Here is a 23,298-nt window from a genome sequence, read left to right on the forward strand (position 1 = left end):
CGGTCGGACACGGGACCTTCGGGACATGACGAACAACAACCACGAAGCGGCACGCATCCCGTCCGACCCCTCGTCCGACCCCTCCTCCACCGGCTCGTCCAACGGCTCGTCCGGAGGATCGCCCGGAGGCGTCGACGCATCCCGGATCACCCTGCGCAGTCCGGCCGAACTGGCCGACGCACTGCCCTACATGCTCGGCTTCCATCCGAGCGACTCCCTCGTCATGGTCGCCGTCCACGGGGAGGCCGGCCGCTTCGGCGGCCGGCTCCGGGTGGGCATTCCCGCGGCCCCCGACGAGTGGGAGGACACCGCCCGGCAGGTCGCCGACTGTCTGATCCGCGGCAGCGTGCGGCGCGGGTCCCGGCCCGACGGCATCATCGTGTTCCTCTGCCAGGACCCGCAGCGCGGCGACAGCGCGCAGCGGGTGATGACCAGGCTGCGCCCCCTCGCCCAGCGGATCCGGCTGGCCTGCGGAGCCCTGGACGTGCCCGTACTGGAGGCCCTGTGCCTCTCCGCCGGGCGGTACTGGTCCTACTGCTGCCCGGACGGGCGCTGCTGCCCCGCCGAGGGCACCGCACTGGCCGCGCCGGGCACCTCGGTGATGGCGGCCGCGGCCACTTTCGCGGGCCTCCAGGTACGCGGCTCCCTCCGGGAGATCGAGCGCCGGCTGACACCGCTGCGCGGGACGGTGGCCGACGCGATGGAAGGGGCCCTGGACTGTGCTGCCGTCGCGCTGGTGCCGAAGATCCTCGACGGGGCCACCCGGGAGGAGGTGGGGGCCGAGACCGTCCTGCTCGCCCGCGCGCTGATCCAGCGCATGACCCTGGCACCGCCGTCCGAAGGCGGCCCCGGAGCCGATGCCTGGGACGACGGGCTACTGGGCCACGACGAGGCTGCCTCATTGATCCTCGGGCTCCAGGACCGCGAGATCCGCGACATCGCCGCCGAGTGGATGGAGGGCGAGGAGGCGGCCCCCGCCCTGCGGCTCTGGCGCGCCTTGGCCCGGCGCTGCGTCGGGGCCTACGGGGAGCACGCGGCGGCTCCCCTCACCCTGGCGGGCTGGGTCTCGTGGTCCACGGGGGACGAGCCGACGGCCAGGATCGCCCTGGGGCTGGCCCTGCGGGCGGACGACGGGTACCGCTTCGCGCAGCTGCTGCACCACGCGTGCAACGAGGGGATCGACCCGGAGGGGCTGCGGGAGTGCCTGCGGGAGGAGCGGCGGCGCCGGGAGCCGCGCCGCGGGCGCCTGCCGGCAGGACCCCGGCGGGCGGGCTCCGCCACCAGGCCGCCCGGCCGTCCGGGCAGGGCGGATAGGACGGATAGGGCGAGCAGCCGCCGCGAGTTCGGCAGCACCGCTGGGAGCGAGCAGTGAGGCGCGGGTGGGGGCGGGGCTCTGGCGGGGGTTGGTGCCGCGGCCGGGGTGAGGGCCGGTCGGGCGGTCGGGTCGCGGGTTGGGATTCGGGATGGGTGGGTGGTCGGGGTGAGGGCCCGGACACGGGCCGGTTGGGACGCTGGGCCGCGGGCTGGGATACGTGCCGGCTGGGCCGTCGGGTCGCGGGGCGGGACAGGGGACGGGTGGGCGGTCGGGGTGAGGGCCGGGTGGGTGGTCCGGGTGAGGGCTGCGGGGCCGGGCTCCGGGGAGGGGCGCGAGCGGTTCTGAGGTGGCCGCCCCCGCGAAGGCCGGTGCTCCGCCGGGCGCAGCCCCCACCGGGGCCCGTGACCCGGGCGGGGGCGGGGGCGTTGCGCTGGGGGGTGGTGGGGATCCGGCCGCGCCGCCGCCCAGCCGACCCACCCGGAGCGCAGACAAGGCGACCCATGTCTCACCCCGTACCCCCCGCCCGCGTAGCCCCCACCCGCAGGGCCGACCTGCCGCCGGTGCACGGTGCCGTCATCTGCGTCTCCGCGCCGTGCCTGGTCATCTCGCCCGAGCACGGCCAGCTCACCGGGCGGGGGGTCGACGGGATCTACCGGGCCGGGCTCCGGCTGCTGTCCCGCTGCGTGCTGCGCGTCGCCGGCCGGGACCCGGTCGCGGTGCAGGGCCGCAGCCTCGGCGCCGACCGGGCCTCCTTCACCGCGACCGTCCGTACCGGAGCGGAGCCCGGTCCCGACCCCGACGTCGGGGTCGAGCGGATCCGGCACGCCGACGGCACCGAGCGGATCACCCTGCGCAGCTTCACCGGCCGGCCCCTGCGGTTCCCGGTGGAGGTCTCGCTCGGCACCGACCTGGCGGAGCTGGCCGACGTGGCCGCCGGCCGGGCCGGGCCGGAGCTGCCCGCAGGGGTGCACGCCGCCGGGCTGCGCTGGACCGACGGCGAGGCCCAGGCCGTCACCGCGGCCGAGCCGCCTCCGGACGACGCCCTGGCCTCGGCCGGGCTGCTGCGCTGGCAGCTCGAACTGCGCCCCGGCGAGTCCCGCACCATCGAGCTGCGGACCACCCGGGACCGAGCAGCCCGGGCCCCCGCCGGACAAGTGGCCAACCCGCTGTCCGACGACGCCCGCGCGGAGGGCGACGACCCGCGGGCCGAGGCATGGCTGCGCACGAGCGTGCAGGACCTGGGCGCCCTGCTGCTCAGGGACCCGAAGCAGCCGGCCGACAGCTACGCGGCGGCCGGAGTGCCCTGGAGGCTCGGACTGGCCCCGGCGGAGTCCCTGTGGGCCGCCCGCATGGCGCTCCCGCTCGGCACCGGACTGGCCGCCGCGACCCTGCGGATCCTGGCCCGGACCCAGACCGCAGGGCGGGGCTCCGACGCGGGGAAGATCCCGGGGCCGCTCCGGGGCGCGGGGCCGCAGCTGCCCCCGGGATGCACCGGGACCGAGGCGACGCTCGCCTTTCCCGCGGTGCTCGCCGAAGCCCGGCTCTGGGGGATGCCCGAGGCGGAGGTGGCCCAGCTGCTCCCCGCCGCCGAGCGGTGCCTGGACTGGCTTCGGGGCGCCTTCGGGGAGGACGGCTTCCTGGCCGATCCCGATCCCGGACCCCGGCGCTGTGAAACCCAGGCCCACGCCCATCGCGCCCTGCTCCTCGGGGCCGACCTGCTCGCCGGGTGCGGGCGGCCCGGAGCCGAGGAGTGGCGGGACCGGGCGGCCGCGCTGCGGGAGCGGTTCGCAGCCCGCTTCTGGGTCGACGGCCCGGACGGCGGCCGGCCCGCGGCGGCCCTGCATCCCGACGGGCGGCCCCTGCCCCGGCTGACGGGGGCCGCCGCCCACCTGCTGGACACCGGGCTGCTCGGCGGCGGCCGGCTCGCGCGCGGGCTGCTCGACCGGGTCCGCGCCGAGCAGCTGGCACGGCTGCTGGGAGCCCCCGCCATGGATTGCGGATGGGGGTTGCGCAGCATGGCGCTCCGCGAGCCGGGGCACAACCCGTTCGGGTACCGCTCGGGTGCGGTGCGACCGTACGAGAGCGCGGTCGCCGTGGCCGGCCTGGCCCAGGCGGGCTTCGAGAAAGAAGCCACGGGGCTGCTCCGGGGCCTGCTGGACGCGGCGGAGGGCTTCGGGTACCGCCTCCCGGAGATGTACGCGGCCGAGCAGCGCACCGAGGGCAGCGCTCCGCTTCCGCATCCGGCGGCCTGCCGGCCGGCGGCGGTCGCGGCGGCCGCGGGGATCCACGTACTGACCGCGCTGGCCGGTATCCGTCCGGATGCCCCCGCCGGCACGGTCGCGCTCGTCCCGCTCCCCGGTGCTCCGCTCGGCGGGCTCCGCCTCTCAGGGCTGCGGGTTTCGGGGGAACCCTTCGCCGTCCGGATCAGCCGGATGGGCCTGGGCATGGTGGAGGAGGCCGCCGATGCACTGCAACTGGGCGGGTAGGAGGCGCCCTGCCGATCGGGCCGCAGCGGGCCGGGGCTTCCGGTCCCCGGGTCCGAAGATCCCCAAAGCTCTGTTTATCGTCAGGCAGACGACTATGATCGCGTCATGTCGCCCTACGACCCGTCGGCCTTTCCGCCCTTCGCCGTCACCGTCGACCTGGTCGTGCTCACCGTGCGGCGCCATGCGCTCTGCGCGCTGGTCATCCGACGGGGTGAGCAGCCGTTCCAGGGACGCTGGGCGCTGCCCGGCGGATTCGTCCGTGGGGACGAGGACCTGTCGGCGGCCGCGGCCCGAGAACTGTCCGAGGAGACCGGCCTCTGCGCCCACGACCCGGCCGCTCCGGACGTGGGCAACGGGGCGCACCTCGAACAGCTGGCGACCTACGGTGATCCGAAGCGGGATCCGCGCATGCGCGTGGTCAGCGTCGCGCATCTGGTGCTGGCTCCGGATCTGCCCGCCCCGCGGGCCGGCGGCGATGCCAACAGCGCGCGCTGGGCCCCCGTCGACGAGCTCCTGTCCACGGACGGCCAGACCGGCGCCGGACTCGCCTTCGACCACGAGCAGATCCTCGCCGACGGGGTCGAGCGGGCCCGCTCGAAGATCGAGTACTCCTCGCTGGCCACCGCCTTCTGCCCGCCCGAGTTCACCGTCGGCGAGCTGCGCCGGGTCTACGAAGCGGTCTGGGGGGTCGCCCTCGACCCCCGCAACTTCCACCGCAAGGTCACCGGCACCCCCGGGTTCCTGGTCCCGGCCGGGGGCACGACGACGCGTCAGGGCGGCCGCCCCGCCCAGCTGTTCCGGGCCGGCGGGGCCACCCTGCTCAACCCGCCGATGCTGCGCCCGGAAGTCTGACGCACGGGCGCCCGGCGCCGCCGCCGGGGCGCCACGCGCGCCGGTGGGCCGGCCGGTGGCTGGGTTCGCACGGCCGGGGGCGACGGCTTCGGCGCCGACACGGGCGAGAGGCGCGACAACCTGCGCCTTAAATCGGACATATCGCGTTATCTTGTTTGCGGTATTCACCCTGCCGCAGAGCGGTCTCACCCCCCGCGAGAGAAGCGATGCTCCAGGCCATCGGACTCACCAGCACCCCCCGCCGAAACAACCCGCCCCTCGTGGACGACCTCACCTTCGAGGCCCGCCCCGGGAGCGTGACCGCACTGCTCGGCGAGCCCGGCTCGGGCAAGACCACCGCACTGCGGCTCATGCTCGAACTCGAACCGGGCCGCGGAGTCACCTACTTCCGCGGGCGCCCCCTGCACCGGATCCCGCATCCGGGCCGCGAGGTCGGCGTGCTCCTCGGCGATCTCCCCGGCAACCCCTCGCGCACCGTGCGCGGCCAGCTGCGGATGCTCTGCGCCGCCGCCGGCGTGCCGGCCGCACGGGCCGACGCCATGCTGGAGGTCGTCGGCGTCGCGGGACTGCGCGACCAGCGGCTCGGCTCGCTCTCGCTCGGCATGGAGCGCAGGGTCGCGCTGGCCGCCGCCCTGCTCGCGGACCCCTGCACGCTCCTCCTCGACGAGCCCGCCGCCGGGCTCTCGCCCCGTGAACGGAGCTGGCTGCACGGGCTGCTGCGCGGCCACGCCTCACTCGGCGGCGCGGTGCTCTTCACCACCGACGACGCCAAGGAGGCCGCCCGCAGCGCGGACCGGGTGGTGAGCATCGAGGCGGGCCGGCTCGTCGCCGACCAGGACGCCGCGGAGTTCGCCCGGACCCGGCTCCGGCCGCGGGTCGCCGTCCGCACCCCGCACGCCGCCCGGCTGGCCGACGTACTGGGCCGGGAGGCACGGGCCGCCCAGCGCACGGTGGAGATCGTGGAGGAGAGCGGCAGTCGGCTGTCCGTCTACGGCAGCAACTGCGCCGAGGTCGGCGAGGCCGCCTTCCGGAACGGCGTGCTCGTCCACCAACTCGCCGACGAGACCGGCGACGCGGGAGCGCAGCCGTCGCTGCCGCGCGCCCGGGACCACGCCGGATCCGGGGCCACGGACACGGCCGCCGGCGCAACGCCGGCCGCGTCCGGAGCAGGCGGCGGCGACCGCGCCCGCTCCGCCCGACCATCCCGGTCGAGCCGGCCCGCCTCGGCCGTGCGCCGGCTCGGCGGCCCGCTGCGGCCCCTGCGCTACGAGCTGCACCGGGCCTTCGGCACCGCCACCCCCGTGCTCACCGCCGCCTTCGTCGTCGCCGTCTCGGTCGTCACCGCGCTGGTGCTGGCCCGGGCCGGCCACACCCCGCAGAACCGGTTGCTCGCCGCCTGGCCGGAGTTGCTGCCGCTGCCGCCCGCGGCGCTCGGGGCCGGACTGCTCGGAGCCCTGGCCTTCGGCGAGGAGTACCGCTACCCCGCGCTCGCCGCCGACCGCGGCACCGTCCCGCGCCGACTCGGGCTGCTCACGGCGAAACTCGGCGTCAGCGCCGCCCTGGCGCTGCTGCTCGGAGCCCTCGCCGTGACCGCGGACGCCTCCGCCCTCACGCTGGTGTTCGGCAGCGGGCCGCTCCGTACCCCCGCGGAGTGGGTCTCCCCGGCCGCGAGTTGGGCGGGGCTGCTCATCGGCTGCGCCTGGTCCGGAGTCCTGGCCTCCGGGGTCTTCCGGTCCGCCTCCGCCGGTCTGGCCGCGGTGCTCGCCGTACCGGTCATGGTCGTACCGCTGGTGCGCAAGGCCCTGGACGGCCCGTCCGCGTACCCGGTCACCGGACTCGCGGAGCGGCTGCGCGGCCTGGCCTGGGCACAGTGGCCGCCGGAGGCGGACCGGGTGGTCCTCGGGGCGATCCGGGTGATGGCCCAACCGGTCGGCACCGCGCTGGTGTTGTCGCTGATGGTCCTGTTGTGCGCCTATGGGTTCACAGGACTGCGCGGCCGCGTCCGTTTGTGAGGGATCGTTGGTGATCGTTCCGGTGCCGGTCCGGACCCAACGGGACCGTTGTGGTCCACATCAGGCCCGGCGGACCGCAACTCCCCGCGAATAGCCCGGTTCTTTACGATAAGTCGTCAATTGCGTAGGTGGCACCGATCACCCTTTCGTGTGCTTTTCACCAAAGACCTCAAGGGTCGCGGAGACACGGCCGACAAAGGATTCGTGAGTACCCTTGCGCACACCATGATGACCGCCGCCCGCCATGCCGATTCCGGCCTCGCCGGCGCGGGCGAACTCGACCGCTACCCCTACCCGGAGGCCTCGGGGGCCGACCGGGTGGGAGTGCCCCACTGGGACGGATCCGACGTCGAGTTGAGCCGGGTCGGCCGCCGCGCCGCAGGCAGCCGCGGCCGCGGACTGCACGGCCAACTCGTCCAGCAGCTCGGCCAGATGATCGTCTCCGGCGACCTCGGCGCGGACCGCCCGCTGGTCCCCGAGGAGATCGGGCAGCGTTTCGAGGTCTCCCGCACCGTCGTCCGCGAATCCCTGAGGGTCCTCGAGGCCAAGGGCCTCGTCAGCGCCCGCCCCAACGTCGGCACCCGGGTCCGCCCGGTCGCCGACTGGAACCTGCTCGACCCCGACATCATCGAGTGGCGCGCCTTCGGCCCGCAGCGCGACGACCAGCGCCGTGAGCTGGGCGAACTCCGCTGGACCATCGAACCGCTCGCGGCCCGGCTCGCCGCCGGCCACGGCCGGCCGGAGATCCAGCAGCGCCTCGCCGACATGGTCGAGATCATGGGACACGCCCTCGGGCAGGGTGATTCGATCACCTTCGCGCGCGCCGACAACGAGTTCCACGCCCTGCTGATCCAGGTCGCGGCCAACCGCATGCTGGAGCACCTCTCCGGCATCGTCTCCGCCGCCCTGCAGGTGTCCGGCAGTCCCGTCACCGCCTGCGACCGCCCCAGCGAGACCTGCGTCGCGCACCACGCGCGCATGGTCGAGTGCCTCGCCGCCGGTGACGCGATCGGCGCGGAGAACGCCATGCGCCAGCTTCTGACGGTGCATCCGGAGGTCGAGCGCGTGGTCCCCGCCCCGCGCGAGCACTGACGGGCCGCACCGCACGGGCGCGGGCGTGTCGATGGGTCGAGCGCCCCGGGCGGCATCCCCGGACGGGGTCCGGGGAGGGCCCGGCGGCAGCGGAGTCCGGCCCCCCGCCGGGGTTCTGAGCGCCCCGGCCGGTTCCCGGCTCCGGTCCGCGGCCGCCGGGAGGCCGATTCCGGGGAGTCGTCCGGCCCGCGAAACGGGGCGTGTTCGGGCACACCGGACGTGCAGAAATCACGGTATGACCGGCATGGCATCAAACGGGGTGTGACTCGGGCCACGAAGATTGGGCGTAACGCTCCGCGAGGTCACGCGATGACCTAAGAGGTGATGGCCGACGGAGGGAAGACAGCAGCCCTTGGGGGTGCTGTGCAGCTCCCCGGCCCCTGCCCGCGCCCCCGGCCCATCCCCAGTCGGTGGTCGTCGGCTCCGGTCCAGCACCACCAGGCCGGGGTCGGAAGCCGTTTCCATCGTTCCGAGAGGTTGTTCGTGTCGGCCAGCACATCCCGTACGCTCCCGCCGGAGATCGCCGATTCCGAGTCTGTGATGGCGCTCATCGAGCGGGGCAAGGCCGAGGGGCAGATCGCCGGCGATGACGTGCGTCGGGCCTTCGAGGCTGACCAGATTCCTGCGACCCAGTGGAAGAATGTTCTGCGCAGCCTCAACCAGATCCTCGAGGAAGAGGGTGTGACGCTGATGGTCAGTGCCGCGGAGTCGCCCAAGCGCACCACCCGCAAGAGCGTCGCAGCGAAGAGCCCCGTCAAGCGGACGGCCACCGAGCCCGTCGCCAAGAAGGCGGCGGCCGGGACGGCGGCCGCGCCCGCCGTGGCCGGACCGGACGCGGCGGCCGAGGCGGCGGAACCGGACGCCGTCGGCACGGACGCAGCCTTCGACGCACTCGCGGAGGGGACCGCGACCGAGCCCGCCGCCAAGAAGACGGCGGCGAAGAAGACGGCGGCGAAGAAGGCCGCGCCCGCCAAGAAGACCGCGGCGAAGAAGACGGCGGCGAAGAAGACCACCGCCAAGAAGGACGCCGACGAAGCGGGCGACGAGGACTCCGCGGAAGACAGCCCGGGAGCCGCCAAGGCCGAGTCCGAGGACGAGGAGGAAGGCGCCGAGAGCAAGGGCTTCGTCATCTCGGACGACGAGGACGACGCCCCGGCCCAGCAGGTCGCCGTGGCCGGCGCCACCGCCGACCCCGTCAAGGACTACCTCAAGCAGATCGGCAAGGTCCCCCTCCTCAACGCCGAGCAGGAGGTCGAGCTCGCCAAGCGCATCGAGGCCGGACTCTTCGGCGAGGACAAGCTCGCCAACTCCGACAAGCTGGCGCCCAAGCTCAAGCGCGAGCTGGAGATCATCGCCGAGGACGGCCGCCGGGCCAAGAACCACCTGCTGGAGGCCAACCTCCGTCTCGTGGTCTCCCTCGCCAAGCGCTACACCGGCCGCGGCATGCTCTTCCTGGACCTGATCCAGGAGGGCAACCTGGGTCTGATCCGCGCCGTGGAGAAGTTCGACTACACCAAGGGCTACAAGTTCTCCACGTACGCCACCTGGTGGATCCGGCAGGCGATCACGCGCGCCATGGCCGACCAGGCCCGCACCATCCGCATCCCGGTGCACATGGTCGAGGTCATCAACAAGCTGGCCCGTGTCCAGCGGCAGATGCTCCAGGACCTGGGCCGCGAGCCCACCCCGGAGGAGCTGGCCAAGGAACTCGACATGACCCCCGAGAAGGTCATCGAGGTCCAGAAGTACGGCCGCGAGCCGATCTCCCTGCACACCCCGCTCGGCGAGGACGGCGACAGCGAGTTCGGTGACCTCATCGAGGACTCCGAAGCGGTCGTACCGGCCGATGCCGTGAGCTTCACGCTCCTGCAGGAGCAGCTGCACTCGGTCCTCGACACGCTGAGCGAGCGCGAGGCGGGCGTGGTCTCGATGCGCTTCGGCCTCACGGACGGCCAGCCCAAGACCCTCGACGAGATCGGCAAGGTCTACGGGGTCACCCGTGAGCGCATCCGCCAGATCGAGTCGAAGACCATGTCGAAGCTCCGCCACCCGTCCCGGTCCCAGGTGCTGCGCGACTACCTCGACTAGGACGGACCGGGGCGCGGCGAGGGGTTCGCCGCAGGTCGTCGCCGGTGGCCGCGCGGGTGCGCACGGCCACCGGGCGTCCCACTCTGAGTGGAGTCATGCACACTCGGAGTCAGGAGGCCTCATGCGTCGTCCCTTTGCCCGTGTCCTGGCGGGAGCGCTGACCCTGGCGGCGGGAGCGGCGGCGGCGCCGCTCTTCCAGGCGCCGCGAGCGGCCGCGGACAGCGTGGTGATCGGCGGAACGCCGGTGAAGGTGGCCGATGCCCCCTGGGTGGTGGCCCTCGCCAGCCGTGACCGGTTCGGGGGTACGCGCGGCGGGCAGTTCTGCGGGGGCGTCCTCGTCGCCCCGACCAAGGTGGTGACCGCGGCCCACTGCCTGGGGCGCCAGGTGCTGGGCGGCCCGGTCGACTCCGTCCGCGATTTCCGGGTGATCACCGGGCGTACGGAGCTGCGCGCGGGCGAGGGCCGCGAGATCGCGGTGCGTTCCGCCCGGGTGAACCCGGCCTACGACCCGGCCAGCAATGCCGGCGACCTGGCCGTCCTGGAGCTGGCCGAAGCCGTGGCCGCGCAGAACGTGCTGCCGATGGCCGACCACGGGCATCCGGCGTACGGCGCCGGCACCGAGGCAGCCGTATACGGCTGGGGCGACACCAGCGGCTTCGGCGACTACGCCTACGCGCTGCGGGCCGCCAGGGTCACGGTGCTGGCGGACGAGGTGTGCGGGCGGGCCTACCCGGGAGACGCCGACGGTCAGTACCGGGCCGACTCCATGGTGTGCGCGGGGGACCGGGAGGGCGGCAAGGACGCCTGCCAGGGGGACAGCGGCGGCCCCCTGGTGGCCCAGGGCCGGCTGATCGGACTGGTGTCCTGGGGGCGCGGCTGCGGGCGGGCGGACAGTCCGGGGGTGTACACGCGGATCGCACCGCTGATCGGCTTCGTCGCCGAATCGGCACACTCGGCCAACTCGGTCGACTCCGCCAGCGGCCCGGAGGCGGCCCGGGGGAAGCTGGGCCGTCCTGGTGCCCGCGGAGTGCTGGGGATGGACGTACGCCCCGCTCAGGGGCCCGGGAAGGGCCTCGCGGCGGGGGACCGCCCCGCGCCGGGGCGCTGAACCGCGCCCGGACATGAGGACGGGCGGTCCCTCTGGGTCGCAGAGGTACCGCCCGTCGACCGGCATCGCCGGTCCTGGCTCGTCGGATGCGAGGTATAGGCCTTGTGTCAGCGGTCCTCGGGTTCGGCGGCACTGGCCGCCGGAGCGGACGTAAGCCGCTCGGTCTCATCCTGTATTTCCGCGGCGATCTTCTTGAGTTCCGGCTCGAACTTGCGCCCGTGGTGGGCGCAGAAGAGCAGTTCACCGCCGCTCAGCAGGACGACGCGCAGATATGCCTGGGCGCCACAACGGTCGCATCGGTCAGCGGCCGTCAGCGGGGTCGCGGGTGTCAGAACAGTAGTCACGTCGCCTCTTCTCTAGCTCGACGAGCTGTCGTACCAGGGTCAACATCCAACCAGGCCGAAAACGTTCCCGCTCGCGGCTTTTCCTCGAAACTTCCTTCCGAAGCTGGCCGGCCGTTGCCGGTTGGCGGCGAAGGAGCCGTATTGCGTTGCTTTACGGTTTCGCGTTGTCAGGTCGTTCGCTTGTCGCAGTTCTGCCCTCTCCGGCTGAGTGCCGGTTGTTCATGAGGACGTGCCCGAACACTAAATGGTTCATGCGCGGAAGGGAACGTGATGTTTGCTTCACTCCCACGGGGGATCGAACATGCGTACGGACCTGCACTAGGCTGACGAAGGGGCTGGGGTGGCGTTGCATCGGCTCTACCAGGCCTCGGTACCCTTCCAGCGGCAACCGAGCCACCACTGCGCCCGACCGGGCCAGAAAAAGAATTCAGCGAGGAGCGAACTGCGTGACCGCCGACACGTCCGTGCCTTCCAGCGCACTGCTGACCGGAGCAGACCGGGACGGCTCCAACTACACCGCGCGGCACCTGCTCGTCCTCGAGGGCCTCGAGGCCGTCCGCAAGCGCCCCGGCATGTATATCGGCTCCACCGACAGCCGGGGCCTCATGCACTGCCTCTGGGAGATCATCGACAATTCCGTCGATGAGGCCCTGGGCGGCTACTGCGACCACATCGAGGTGATCCTCCACGAGGACTCCTCCGTGGAGGTCCGCGACAACGGTCGCGGCATCCCCGTCGACATCGAGCCCAAGACCGGCCTCTCCGGCGTCGAGGTCGTCATGACCAAGCTGCACGCCGGCGGCAAGTTCGGCGGCGGGTCGTACGCGGCCTCCGGCGGCCTGCACGGCGTCGGCGCCTCCGTCGTCAACGCGCTCTCGGCGCGTCTGGACGTGGAGGTCGACCGGGGCAGCGCCACGCAGGCCATCAGCTTCCGCCGCGGCGTCCCCGGCATGTTCACCGAGCAGGGCCCCGACAGCCCCTTCGACCCCGCCAACGGCCTGCGCAAGGGCAAGCGGATCGCCAAGGGCAAGACGGGCACCCGGATCCGCTACTGGGCCGACCGCCAGATCTTCCTCAAGGACGCCAAGCTCACGCTGGACACGCTCTACCAGCGCGCCCGCCAGACGGCCTTCCTCGTGCCCGGCCTGACCATCGTGGTCCGCGACGAGCGGGCCCTGGAGGGCGCCGGCAAGACCGAGGAGACCTTCCGCTTCGACGGGGGCATCAGCGAGTTCTGCGAGTACCTCGCCCAGGACAAGGCGGCCTGCGACGTCCTGCGCCTGACCGGCACCGGCACCTTCAAGGAGACCGTCCCGGTCCTCGACGACCGCGGCCACATGACCCCCACCGAGGTCACCCGCGAGCTCGGCGTGGACATCGCCCTGCGCTGGGGTACCGGGTACGAGACGAACGTGAAGTCGTTCGTGAACATCATCGCCACCCCCAAGGGCGGCACCCACATCTCCGGCTTCGAGCGCTCGGTCACCAAGACCGTGAACGAGGTGCTGCGCTCCGCGAAGCTGCTGCGCGTGGCCGAGGACGACGTGGTCAAGGACGACGCGATGGAGGGCATGACGGCGGTCGTCACCGTCCGCCTCGCCGAGCCGCAGTTCGAGGGGCAGACCAAGGAGGTGCTCGGCACCTCGGCGGCCACCCGGATCGTCGCGGCCGTCGTCGCCAAGGAGCTCAAGGCCTTCCTGACCTCCACCAAGCGCGACGACAAGCAGCAGGCCCGCTCCGTGATGGAGAAGATCGTCGCGGCCGCCCGGACCCGGATCGCGGCCCGCCAGCACAAGGAGGCGCAGCGCCGCAAGACCGCGCTGGAGTCCTCCTCGCTGCCCGCCAAGCTGGCCGACTGCCGCAGCGACGACGTGGAGCGCAGCGAGCTCTTCATCGTCGAGGGGGACTCGGCGCTCGGTACGGCCAAGCTCGCCCGGAACTCCGAGTTCCAGGCGCTGCTGCCCATCCGGGGCAAGATCCTCAACGTCCAGAAGTCCTCGGTCTCGGACATGCTCAAGAACGCCGAGTGCGGGGCGATCATCCAGGTCATAGGAGCCGGCTCGGGCCGGACCTTCGACATCGACGCCGCCCGGTACGGGAAGATCGTCCTGCTCGTGGACGCCGATGTGGACGGCGCGCACATCCGCTGCCTGCTGCTCACGCTCTTCCAGCGCTACATGCGCCCGATGGTCGAGGCGGGCCGGGTCTTCGCCGCGGTGCCGCCGCTGCACCGGATCGAGCTCGTCCAGCCGAAGAAGGGCCAGGACAAGTACGTCTACACGTACTCGGACAACGAGCTGCGCCAGACCCTGCTGGAGTACCAGCGCAAGAACATCCGGTACAAGGACTCGATCCAGCGCTACAAGGGCCTCGGCGAGATGGATGCCGACCAGCTGGCGGAGACCACCATGGATCCCCGTTTCCGCACTCTGCGGCGGATCAACATCGGCGACCTGGACTCGGCCGAGTCGGTCTTCGACCTGCTCATGGGCAACGAGGTGGCTCCGCGCAAGGAGTTCATCACCAGCTCCGCCGCCACCCTGGACCGGTCGCGGATCGACGCCTGAGCGGCCCCCGTCCGCTGACGAGTGCCATCGGGGGACCTCCGGTGGCACTTCCTCCGCCCTGGCACACCGGTGCTCTTCACTCCATCACCTGATGGAGTGAAGAGCACCGGGACACCAGTCCGGAAACCGTCCCTCCCGCACATCCTTGTGGGCACGCGGCCACTGCGGCGGCGGACAAGGAGAGTTCGGTGGACAAGCACGAAGGTCGTGATGCCGGAACGATCCGGCTGGACGACCCCTGGTACGACGCGCTGGCCGTCGGTTGGGGCGAGGGCGAGGGTGCCGGTGGAGCGACCGGCGGTGGAGCGGAAACGTCACCGCCGAACACCTCCCCAGGTGGCGCGCCCGCGCGCGCGGCGTCCGACATCTACCTCGAAGTGCAGCGCAGCGCCGCCTTCCAGGAGGTGCGCGGCCGCTACCGGAGGTTCGTCGTCCCCGCCACCGTCGGCTTCTTCCTCTGGTACGTGGCCTACGTGGTCGCCGCGACCACGGCGCCCGGCATGATGGCCCGGCCGGTGTTCGGGTCCGTCAACGTGGCCCTGCTCGCGGGCCTCGGCCAGTTCCTCAGCACCTTCCTGCTGACCTGGGCCTACGCCCGTCACGCCCGGCTGCGGCGCGACCGCGCGGCACTGGACCTGCGCTGGACGGTCTTCGAGCAGGAGCAGGTCCGCCGGGCGGACGCCGGCGAGCGCACCCGGGCACGGGGGGCGGGCCGGTGACCACCGAACACCAGACCCTGGCGCTGCTCCTGTTCAGCGTCTTCATCGCCGTCACCCTGGGCATCACCACCTGGGTGAGCCGCAACCGGCACGGTTCGGCAGAGGAGTTCTACGCGGGCGGGCGGCTGTTCTCCCCGATGGAGAACGGTTTCGCCATCGCCGGCGACTACATGTCCGCCGCCTCCTTCCTCGGCATCTCCGGCCTCATCGCCCTCTTCGGCTACGACGGCCTGCTGTACTCGGTGGGCTTCCTCGTCGCCTGGCTGGTCGTCCTGTTCCTCGTCGCCGAACTCGTCCGCAACTGCGGCCGGTTCACCCTGGCCGACGTGGTCGCCGCGCGGATGAGCGAGCGGCCGGTGCGGATCGCCGCCGGAACCTCGTCGGTGGTCGTCTCCGTGCTCTACCTCGTCGCGCAGATGGTCGGCGCCGGCAGCCTCGTGGGCCTGCTGCTCGCCGATTCCGGCCGGGCCGCACGGACGTTGACCGTCATCGGCGTAGGTGCGCTCATGGTGATCTACGTGTCCTTCGGCGGCATGCGGGCCACCACCTGGATCCAGATCGTCAAGGCCGTACTGCTCATGGGCGGCGCGATCACGCTGACGGTGCTCGTGCTGCTGCGCTTCCACGGGAACTTCGACCAGCTGCTCAGCAGCGCCGCCGAGCGCAGCGGGCACGGCGACCGCTTCCTGGGCCCCGGGCTCAAGTACGGGGGCGACTGGACGGCCCGCTTCGACTTCATGAGCCTCGGGCTCGCCCTGGTCCTGGGCACGGCCGGGCTGCCGCACATCCTGTCCCGCTTCTACACCGTGCCCACGGCGCGGGCGGCCCGCCGGTCGGTGGTGTGGGCGATCGGGCTGATCGGCGGCTTCTACCTGATGACCATCGTCCTCGGCTTCGGTGCGGCGGCGCTGCTCGGGCCGGACCAGGTCAGGGCCTCCAACGCCTCGGGGAACACCGCGGTGCCGCTGCTCGCGGCCTTCCTGGGCGGCGGGGCCGACTCCACCGGCGGCGCGGTGCTGTTCGCCTTCGTGGCGGCCATCGCCTTCGCGACCATCCTCGCGGTGGTCGCGGGGATCACCCTCGCCTCCTCGGCCTCCGTCGCGCACGACCTGTACGCCTCGCTCAAGCGCCGCCACGCCCGGCAGCGCAGCGAGGTGGCGGTGGCCAGGGTGGCGGCGGTCGGGATCGGGGCGGTGGCGATCGCGCTGGGTCTGCTCGCCCAGGACCTGAACGTGGCCTTCCTGGTGGGCCTGGCCTTCGCGGTGGCGGCCTCGGCGAACCTGCCGGTGCTGCTGTACTCGCTGTTCTGGCGCGGGTTCACCACGCGGGGCGCCGTCTGGTCGGTGTACGGGGGGCTGCTCCCGGCCGTGCTGCTGGTGGCCCTGTCCCCGGTGGTCTCCGGCAGCCCCGAATCCCTGTTCCCGGGCGTGGACTTCCAGTTCTTCCCGCTCCAGAACCCGGGCATCGTGTCCATCCCGCTGGGCTTCCTGGCGGGCTGGCTGGGCACCGTTACCTCGGCGGAGGAGCCGGACGAGCGGCGGCACGCGGAGACCGAGGTCCGCGCGCTGACGGGCGCCGGGGCGGTGTAGGGCCGGTACGGCGAGGAGCGGGAGCGGGACCGGCCGCGGGCCGGAGTCGTCAGCCGGTCGTGGGCGGACGCCAGGCGTAGCGGTGTTCCGGACGGCCCGTCTCGCCGTACCGGAGGGCGAGGACGACGCGGCCGGCGCGGTCCAGGAGCTTGAGGTAGCGCTGGGCGGTCTGGCGGCTGATGCCCGCGCGGTCGGCGATCTGCTGGGTGGAGAGCGGGCCTTCGGCCGCGCGCAGGATCCCGCGGACCAGGTCGGCGGTGGTGGGGGAGTGGCCCTTGGGGAGGTCGCTCGGGGCGTCGGCGCCGGCTGCGGCGAGGGCGCCGAAGATCCGGTCCACCTCCGCCTGTTCGGCCTCGCCGCCCGTGTCCAGGGTGCGGCGCAGGGCCCCGTAGGCCTCCAGGCGGGTGCGCAGGCCCGCGAAGGTGAAGGGCTTGACCAGGTACTGGAGGGCGCCGAGGCGCATCGCGGCCTGGACGGTGGCCAGGTCGCGGGCGGCCGTCACCATGATCACGTCGGTGTGGTGGCCGCGTTCGCGCAGGCGCCGGACCAGGTCGAGGCCGTTCTCGTCGGGGAGGTAGTGGTCGAGGAGGATCAGGTCCACGGGGCGGGAGTCGAGGAGCGCCAGCGCCTCCGCCGCCGAGTGGGCCTGGGCCGCCACGCGGAAGCCGGGCACCTTGGCCACGTAGGCCGCGTTGATCCGGGCGACACGCAGGTCGTCGTCGACGACCAGAACGTCAAAAGCGTTGGAAGAGCCGGAAGCGTCGGCCGCACCGGAAGCGCCGGACGCACGGGAGCCGCCGGACGCGTCGAAGGTGCTCATCGCAGGGCCTCCGGGAGGACGACGGAGAATTCCGCCCCTCCGTCCGCCGCCTCGCCGGCCCGGACCGTGCCGCCCTGCCGTTCGGCCAGGCGCCGCACCAGGGCGAGGCCGAGGCCGCGTCCGCGGTGGGCGCCGGCCCGGGGCTGCTTGGTCGACCAGCCCTCGGTGAAGATCTCCTCGCGGCGCTCCACCGGGACGCCGGGGCCGCTGTCGCGGACCCGCAGGACTGCCGTGCGGCCGTCGGCCCGGATGTCGACCTCGACCAGCGGCTCGGACGAGCCGACCGCGGCGTCCAGCGCGTTGTCGACCAGGTTGCCGAGGATGGTGACCAGGCCTCCCGGGTCGACGAGGCGGTCGGGCAGCAGCGCGGAGCCGGCCAGCCGCAGGGGGACCCCGCGCTCCGCCGCGACCGTGGCCTTGCCCATGAGCAGGGCGGCGAGCAGCGGGTCGTGCACCTTCTCGGTGACCTGCTCGGCGGTGCTGCGGTGCACCCCGACCACCTCCGTGACGAACTCGACGGCTTCCTCGAACAGGCCCAGTTCCAGCAGGCCGAGGAGGGTGTGGAGCCGGTTGGCGTGCTCGTGGTCCTGGGCGCGCAGGGCGTCGATCAGGCCCTTGGTGGAGTCGAGCTCGCGGCCCAGGTGCTCCAGCTCGGTGCGGTCGCGCAGGGTGGCCACGGCTCCGCCGTCCTCGGTGGGCATCCGGTTGGCGACCAGGACCCGGGCGCCCTGGACGGTGACCAGGTCGCGGCCGGTGACCCGGCCGGTGAGGACGTCGGTGGTGCGTCCCGCGCCGAGCACCTCGTCCAGGGCGCGGCCGGTGGCGGCGTCGGCGGCCTCGGGCGCGAGGCCCAGGAGCCGGGCCGCCTCGTCGTTGACCAGCCGGACCCGGCCGGCCCGGTCGAGGGCGATCACGCCTTCGCGGATGGAGTGCAGCATCGCCTCGCGTTCGGCGAGGAGGCCCGCGATATCGGAGAAGGCCAGGTCGCGGGTCTGCCGGTGGATCCTGCGCGAGAGCAGGTAGGCGGCGAGGGCGCCCGCCGCGAGGGCGCCGCCGGCGTACGCGAGCAGGCCCGGGATGGCGCCGAGCAGGCGGCCCTGGACGCTGTCGTAGGCGATGCCGACCGATACGGCACCGACGATCTCCCCGTCGGCGGCGAGCAGGGGCACCTTGCCGCGCGCCGAGCGCCCCAAGGTGCCCTCGTCGATCTCCATGACCTCGCGGCCGGCCAGGACCTCGCCGGGGTCGGTGGAGACGGGCCTCCCGATGCGGTCGGGGCTCGGGTGCGAGCGGCGGATGCCGTCCAGGTCCAGGACCACCACGTACTCGGCGCCCGTGGCCGAGCGGATCCGCTCCGCGGAGACCTGTACCGGGCTGTCCGGCGAGGGGGCCGAGCCGATGAGCCCGGCGGCCAGGGAGGGGTCGGCGGCGGCGCTCTGGGCGATGGCCAGGGCGCGCCGCATGGCCTGGTCGTCGAGCTGCGCGCTCAGCGGGGCCAGGAATAGGCCGGTGGCCAGGGCGAGGACCCCGGCGGCGATGGCCAGCTGGGTCAGCAGGATCTGGGAGGCGGCCCGTCGGGGCAGCCCGAGGCGCCGAGCGCGCGTGGGGAGGAACCTCAGGGACCGCATGAACCGCATGAGTACGAACCGTAGGCCGGTTCGGGCGTAAGCGGAATTTCTCCCCCTCACGCAAATAGCTTGCGTTATTTGCGCCCAGCTTGCGCAAGCGATGACGGCATAAAAGTGCGGTCAGGGATGTAGACGACTCGCCAAAGCTCTGCAACTCTCGCACCGCACACCGCAAATTTCTGTCTCCCATGGTTCAGAAAGTTCATGTCGAGGGACGAGGACATATGAGAAGGCACAACTGGAGATGGCGGACCCTGGCCGCCTTGATCAGCACGGCCCTGCTGATGCTGGGCTGGCCCGCTCTGACCGCCGTGGCCGCCGGCGGACCGAGCGTCTCGGCGGGCAGGCCCGCCACGGCGAGCAGTACCAACGGCGCCTATGCGGCCGGCAACGTCACCGACGGCAACCAGTCGTCGTACTGGGAGAGCGCCGGCAGCACCTTCCCGCAATGGGTGCAGACCGACCTCGGAGCCACCACCCGCGTCGATCAGGTGGTGCTCAAGCTCCCCGCCTCCTGGGAGAGCCGCAACCAGACCCTGTCCGTCCAGGGCAGCGCCGACGGCACCAGCTTCAGCACCCTGGTGAGCTCGGCGACCTACACCTTCGGCCAGGGCGCCGGAAACGTGGTCACCATCGGCTTCCCGGCCACCCAGGCCCGGTACGTCCGCATCGACATCACCGCCAACACCGGCTGGCAGGCCGCCCAGCTCTCCGAGCTGGAGGTCCGCGCCCCCGGCGAGTCCGGGACCAACCTGGCCCTCGGCAAGACGCTCACCGCGAGCAGCAACACCCAGGTCTACGTGCCGGGCAACGCCAACGACGGCAACACCGCCAGCTACTGGGAGAGCGTCAACAACGCCATGCCCCAGTGGCTCCAGGCCGACCTGGGCTCCTCCGTGCGCGTGGACCGCGTGGTCCTCAAGCTTCCCGAGAACTGGGGCGCCCGCACCCAGACCCTCAAGATCCAGGGCAGTGCGAACGGCACGGACTACACCGACCTGACGGCGTCCAAGGGGTACGAGTTCAACGCCGCCGGCGCCAACACGGTGAGCATCGCCTTCGACGCCACCACCACCCGCTACGTCCGGGTGTGGATAGCGTCCAACTCCGTACAGCCCGGCGGGCAGCTCTCCGAGCTGGAGATCTACGGCCCGACCACCGGCGACACCCAGGCCCCGACGGCCCCGGCCGCCCTCGCCTACACGGAGCCCGCGACCGGCCAGATCAAGCTGACCTGGAACGCCTCCACCGACAACACCGGCGTCACCGGCTACGACGTCTACGCCAACAACCAGCTGCGCACCAGCGTCGCGGGCAACGTCACCACCTACACCGACACCCAGCCGGCCTCCGCGAGCGTGACGTACTACGTCCGGGCCAAGGACGCGGCCGGCAACCAGTCGGCCAACAGCAACAGCGTCACCCGCGCCGGCGACACCGGTGACACCCAGGCCCCGACCACCCCGGGAGCCCTGACCTTCACCGAGCCGGCCGCCGGCCAGATCAAGCTGAACTGGCAGGCCTCCACCGACAACGTCGGCGTCACCGGTTACGAGGTCTTCGCCAACAACGTGCTGCTCACGACGGTCGCGGGCAGTGCCACCAGCTACACCGACACCCAGCCCGCCACCGCCACCGTGAGCTACTTCGTCCGGGCCAAGGACGCGGCGGGCAACCGCTCCGGCGACAGCAACTCCGTGACCCGCAACGGCAGCGGGGGCACGGGCGGCTCCAACCTGGCCGTCGGCAAGCCCATAGAGGGCTCCTCCGTGATCCACACCTTCGTCGCGGAGAACGCCAACGACAACAGCACCTCCACCTACTGGGAGGGGGCGGGCGGCGCCTACCCGAGCACCCTGACCGTCAAGCTCGGCGCCAACGCCGACGTCGACCGTCTGGTCCTCAAGCTCAACCCGGACAGCAGCTGGGGCACCCGCACCCAGAACATCCAGGTCCTCGGCCGCGAGCAGAGCGCCTCGGGGGTCACCGGCCTGGTGGCCGCCAAGGACTACGTCTTCAACCCGGCCTCCGGCTCCAACACCGTCACCATCCCGCTGAACGCCCGGGTCGCGGACGTGCAGTTGCGCTTCACCTCCAACACCGGTTCCTCCAACGGCCAGATCGCCGAGTTCCAGGTCATCGGCGTCGCGGCGCCCAACCCGGACCTCCAGGTCACCGCGGTGAGCGCCAGCCCGGCCGCGCCGGTGGAGTCGGACTCCGTCACCCTGTCCGCCACCGTCAAGAACACCGGCCCGGCCCCGGCGCCGGCGACCGCCGTCTCCTTCCAGCTCGGCGGCTCGAAGATCGCCTCCGCCAACGTGCCCGCGCTGGCCGCCGGCGCCTCGGCCACCGTCACGGCCGGCATCGGCCCGCGCGACGCGGGCAGCTACCCGCTGAGCGCGATCGTCGACGAGGCGAACACGGTCGTCGAGCAGAACGACACCAACAACAGCCTCACCGGCTCCCCGCTGGTGGTCCGCCCGGTCGACAGCTCGGACCTGGTGGCCTCGTCCGTCGGGTGGTCGCCGAGCGCCCCGTCCGCCGGCCAGTCCGTGGGCTTCTCCGTCACGGTCAAGAACCAGGGCACCGTGGCCGCCGCCGCGGGCACCCACAACGTCACCCTCACGCTCCAGGACGCGGGCGGCGCCACCATCCGTACGCTGACCGGATCCTTCAGCGGCGCGCTCGCGGCCGGTGCCTCCTCCGCACCGATCGCGCTCGGCAACTGGACGGCGGCCAACGGCAAGTACACCGTCAAGGTGGTCCTCGCCGACGATGCCAACGAGCTGCCGGTCAAGCGCGCCAACAACACCTCCGCCAAGCCCTTCTTCGTCGGCCGCGGGGCGAACATGCCCTTCGACACCTACGAGGCGGAGGACGGCGTGGTCGGCGGCGGAGCCAACGTCGTCGGCCCCAACCGCACCGTCGGCGACATCGCCGGCGAGGCCTCGGGCCGCAAGGCCGTGAACCTGGACGCGACGGGCGAGTACGTCGAGTTCACCACCCGGGCCGCGACCAACACCCTGGTCACCCGCTTCTCCATCCCGGACGCCCCGGGCGGCGGCGGCATCGACTCCACCATCAACGTCTACGTCAACGGCGTCCTCAAGAAGGCCCTGCCGCTGACCTCGAAGTACGCCTGGCTCTACGGGGCCGAGGCCGGACCGGGCAACGCCCCGAGCGCCGGAGCCCCGCGGCACATCTACGACGAGGCGAACATCCTCCTCGGCGAGACCGTTGCGGCGGGCAGCAAGATCCGCCTCCAGAAGGACGCGGCGAACACCACCACTTACGCGATCGACTTCGTGAGCCTGGAACAGGCCACGGTGATCCCCAACCCCGACCCGGCCACCTACACGGTGCCCGCCGGCTTCACCCACCAGGACGTGCAGAACGCCCTGGACAAGGTCCGCATGGACACCACGGGCAAGCTCGTGGGCGTCTACCTGCCGCCGGGCGACTACGACACGGCGAGCAAGTTCCAGGTGTACGGAAAGGCCGTGCAGGTCGTCGGCGCCGGGCCCTGGTTCGCGCGCTTCCACGCCCCGTCCTCGCAGGACAACACCGACAACGGATGGCGCGCGGAGGGCACCGCCAAGGGCTCGTCCTTCACGGGGTTCGCCTACTTCGGCAACTACACCTCGCGCATCGACGGTCCGGGCAAGGTCTTCGACTTCGCCAACGTGACCGACATGACCATCGACAACATCTGGAACGAACACCAGGTGTGCCTCTACTGGGGTGCCAACACCGACCGGATCACGATCAAGAACTCGCGGATCCGGGACACCTTCGCCGACGGCATCAACATGACCAACGGCAGCACGGACAACCTCGTGGCCAACATCGAGGCGCGTTCCACGGGTGACGACAGCTTCGCGCTGTTCTCCGCCATCGACGCGGGCGGCGCGGACATGAAGAACAACGTCTACGAGAACCTGAGCGCCATCCTGACCTGGCGCGCGGCGGGTGTCGCCGTCTACGGCGGCTTCAACAACACCTTCCGCAACATCTACATCGCCGACATCCTGGTCTACTCGGGCATCACCATCAGCTCGCTGGACTTCGGGTATCCGATGAACGGATTCGGGACCGACCCGACGCTCTTCGAGAACATCTCGATCGTCCGGGCCGGAGGCCATTTCTGGGGGGCGCAGACCTTCCCCGGAATCTGGATCTTCTCGGCTTCCAAGGTGTTCCAGGGAATCCGCATCAACAACGTGGACATCGCCGATCCGACCTACAGCGGAATCATGTTCCAGACGCAGTACGTCGGCGGCCAGCCGGTCAATCCCATCAAGGACACCATTCTGAAGGACATCACCATCACGGGGGCGAAGAAGAGCGGTGACGCCTTCGACGCCAAGTCCGGGTTCGGTCTCTGGGCGAACGAGATGCCCGAGGCGGGACAAGGACCCGCGGTGGGTGAGGTCACCATCCAGAACCTGAGGATGAGCGACAACGCCGTGGACGTGCGGAACACGACCTCGACGTTCAAGATCAACCAGCTGCCGTAGCGGGCGGCGAACACCGGGGAACGAGGGTGGCGGGGCATCCCTTCGGGGTGCCCCGCCACTCGCCGGCATGAGGTCCGCCGGGCCGGTGGGACGCGGGGGGTTCCGCGCCGGTTTCCGATGGGCCAAACTGGCCGTAATCGAACTGCAAGGAACTTGCATTG

At 72.3% G+C, this 23,298-nt stretch carries 14 protein-coding genes; 11 read left to right on the forward strand and 3 right to left on the reverse strand.

What is annotated here, in order from left to right; all coding sequences use genetic code 11:
* Positions 1-25 precede the first annotated feature (25 nt).
* The 7 genes from ACFRU2_RS19310 (at position 26) to ACFRU2_RS19340 (ending at position 10,953) form a co-directional block, all read left to right on the forward strand.
* The gene (locus ACFRU2_RS19310; RefSeq protein ID WP_382973473.1) at positions 26-1,372 is read left to right on the forward strand and encodes a DUF4192 domain-containing protein; all 1,347 of its coding nucleotides are present in this window, start codon (positions 26-28) and stop codon (positions 1,370-1,372) included.
* 443 nt (positions 1,373-1,815) lie between these two features.
* Positions 1,816-3,801, forward strand: coding sequence for a glycogen debranching N-terminal domain-containing protein (locus ACFRU2_RS19315; RefSeq protein WP_382973476.1), 1,986 nt, complete (start codon positions 1,816-1,818; stop codon positions 3,799-3,801).
* Between the two features lie 105 nt (positions 3,802-3,906).
* Positions 3,907-4,653 carry an NUDIX domain-containing protein gene (locus ACFRU2_RS19320; RefSeq protein ID WP_250748883.1) on the forward strand — a complete coding sequence of 249 codons (747 nt, stop codon included), beginning with the start codon at positions 3,907-3,909 and terminating at the stop codon, positions 4,651-4,653.
* 206 nt (positions 4,654-4,859) lie between these two features.
* Positions 4,860-6,665, forward strand: coding sequence for an ATP-binding cassette domain-containing protein (locus ACFRU2_RS19325; protein WP_382973480.1), 1,806 nt, complete (start codon positions 4,860-4,862; stop codon positions 6,663-6,665).
* Positions 6,666-6,815: 150 nt separating this feature from the next.
* The gene (locus ACFRU2_RS19330) at positions 6,816-7,757 is read left to right on the forward strand and encodes a FadR/GntR family transcriptional regulator (RefSeq protein ID WP_274549883.1); all 942 of its coding nucleotides are present in this window, start codon (positions 6,816-6,818) and stop codon (positions 7,755-7,757) included.
* Between the two features lie 477 nt (positions 7,758-8,234).
* Positions 8,235-9,845 (forward strand): RNA polymerase sigma factor, encoded by a 1,611-nt coding sequence (locus tag ACFRU2_RS19335; protein WP_382973483.1) that lies wholly within the window; start codon positions 8,235-8,237, stop codon positions 9,843-9,845.
* Positions 9,846-9,966: 121 nt separating this feature from the next.
* Positions 9,967-10,953 (forward strand): serine protease, encoded by a 987-nt coding sequence (locus ACFRU2_RS19340; protein ID WP_382973486.1) that lies wholly within the window; start codon positions 9,967-9,969, stop codon positions 10,951-10,953.
* Positions 10,954-11,060: 107 nt separating this feature from the next.
* On the opposite strand, the gene ACFRU2_RS19345 is transcribed toward ACFRU2_RS19340, so the two are convergent.
* Positions 11,061-11,297: a hypothetical protein gene (locus ACFRU2_RS19345; protein ID WP_112449103.1), complete on the reverse strand. Its 237-nt coding sequence runs from the start codon at positions 11,295-11,297 to the stop codon at positions 11,061-11,063.
* 446 nt (positions 11,298-11,743) lie between these two features.
* On the opposite strand from ACFRU2_RS19345, the gene ACFRU2_RS19350 reads away from it, so the two are divergent.
* The 3 genes from ACFRU2_RS19350 to ACFRU2_RS19360 all read left to right on the forward strand — a co-directional run bounded on the left by ACFRU2_RS19350 (position 11,744) and on the right by ACFRU2_RS19360 (position 16,172).
* A complete protein-coding gene (locus ACFRU2_RS19350) occupies positions 11,744-13,864 on the forward strand; it encodes a type IIA DNA topoisomerase subunit B (RefSeq protein WP_382973489.1) in 2,121 nt (706 codons plus the stop codon).
* 188 nt (positions 13,865-14,052) lie between these two features.
* Positions 14,053-14,583: a DUF485 domain-containing protein gene (locus ACFRU2_RS19355; protein WP_382973492.1), complete on the forward strand. Its 531-nt coding sequence runs from the start codon at positions 14,053-14,055 to the stop codon at positions 14,581-14,583.
* A complete protein-coding gene (locus ACFRU2_RS19360) occupies positions 14,580-16,172 on the forward strand; it encodes a cation acetate symporter (protein WP_382973495.1) in 1,593 nt (530 codons plus the stop codon). Before ACFRU2_RS19355 ends, ACFRU2_RS19360 begins: the two co-directional genes overlap by 4 nt.
* A 49-nt stretch (positions 16,173-16,221) precedes the next feature.
* Here ACFRU2_RS19360 and ACFRU2_RS19365 read toward each other — a convergent pair whose 3' ends face one another.
* A complete protein-coding gene (locus tag ACFRU2_RS19365; RefSeq protein WP_382973497.1) occupies positions 16,222-16,992 on the reverse strand; it encodes a response regulator in 771 nt (256 codons plus the stop codon).
* Entirely contained in the window at positions 16,989-18,620 is a 1,632-nt protein-coding gene (locus tag ACFRU2_RS19370) for an ATP-binding protein (RefSeq protein ID WP_382974012.1), read from the reverse strand. Before ACFRU2_RS19370 ends, ACFRU2_RS19365 begins: the two co-directional genes overlap by 4 nt.
* Before the next feature lie 224 nt (positions 18,621-18,844).
* On the opposite strand from ACFRU2_RS19370, the gene ACFRU2_RS19375 reads away from it, so the two are divergent.
* Positions 18,845-23,137, forward strand: coding sequence for a discoidin domain-containing protein (locus ACFRU2_RS19375; RefSeq protein WP_382973500.1), 4,293 nt, complete (start codon positions 18,845-18,847; stop codon positions 23,135-23,137).
* Positions 23,138-23,298: the final 161 nt, after the last annotated feature.

It is taken from the genome of Streptomyces sp. NPDC056883, from assembly GCF_042788835.1.
Taxonomy (GTDB): domain Bacteria; phylum Actinomycetota; class Actinomycetes; order Streptomycetales; family Streptomycetaceae; genus Streptomyces; species Streptomyces stoeckheimensis.

Excerpts from the sequence above, each read along its gene's own strand:
- ACFRU2_RS19370 (WP_382974012.1), bottom strand. The coding sequence starts at position 18,620 with ATGCGGTCCCTGAGGTTCCTCCCCACGCGCGCTCGGCGCCTCGGGCTG.
- ACFRU2_RS19340 (WP_382973486.1), top strand. The coding sequence starts at position 9,967 with ATGCGTCGTCCCTTTGCCCGTGTCCTGGCGGGAGCGCTGACCCTGGCG.
- ACFRU2_RS19315 (WP_382973476.1), top strand. The coding sequence starts at position 1,816 with ATGTCTCACCCCGTACCCCCCGCCCGCGTAGCCCCCACCCGCAGGGCC.
- ACFRU2_RS19310 (WP_382973473.1), top strand. The coding sequence starts at position 26 with ATGACGAACAACAACCACGAAGCGGCACGCATCCCGTCCGACCCCTCG.
- ACFRU2_RS19320 (WP_250748883.1), top strand. The coding sequence starts at position 3,907 with ATGTCGCCCTACGACCCGTCGGCCTTTCCGCCCTTCGCCGTCACCGTC.
- ACFRU2_RS19365 (WP_382973497.1), bottom strand. The coding sequence starts at position 16,992 with ATGAGCACCTTCGACGCGTCCGGCGGCTCCCGTGCGTCCGGCGCTTCC.
- ACFRU2_RS19375 (WP_382973500.1), top strand. The coding sequence starts at position 18,845 with ATGAGAAGGCACAACTGGAGATGGCGGACCCTGGCCGCCTTGATCAGC.
- ACFRU2_RS19325 (WP_382973480.1), top strand. The coding sequence starts at position 4,860 with ATGCTCCAGGCCATCGGACTCACCAGCACCCCCCGCCGAAACAACCCG.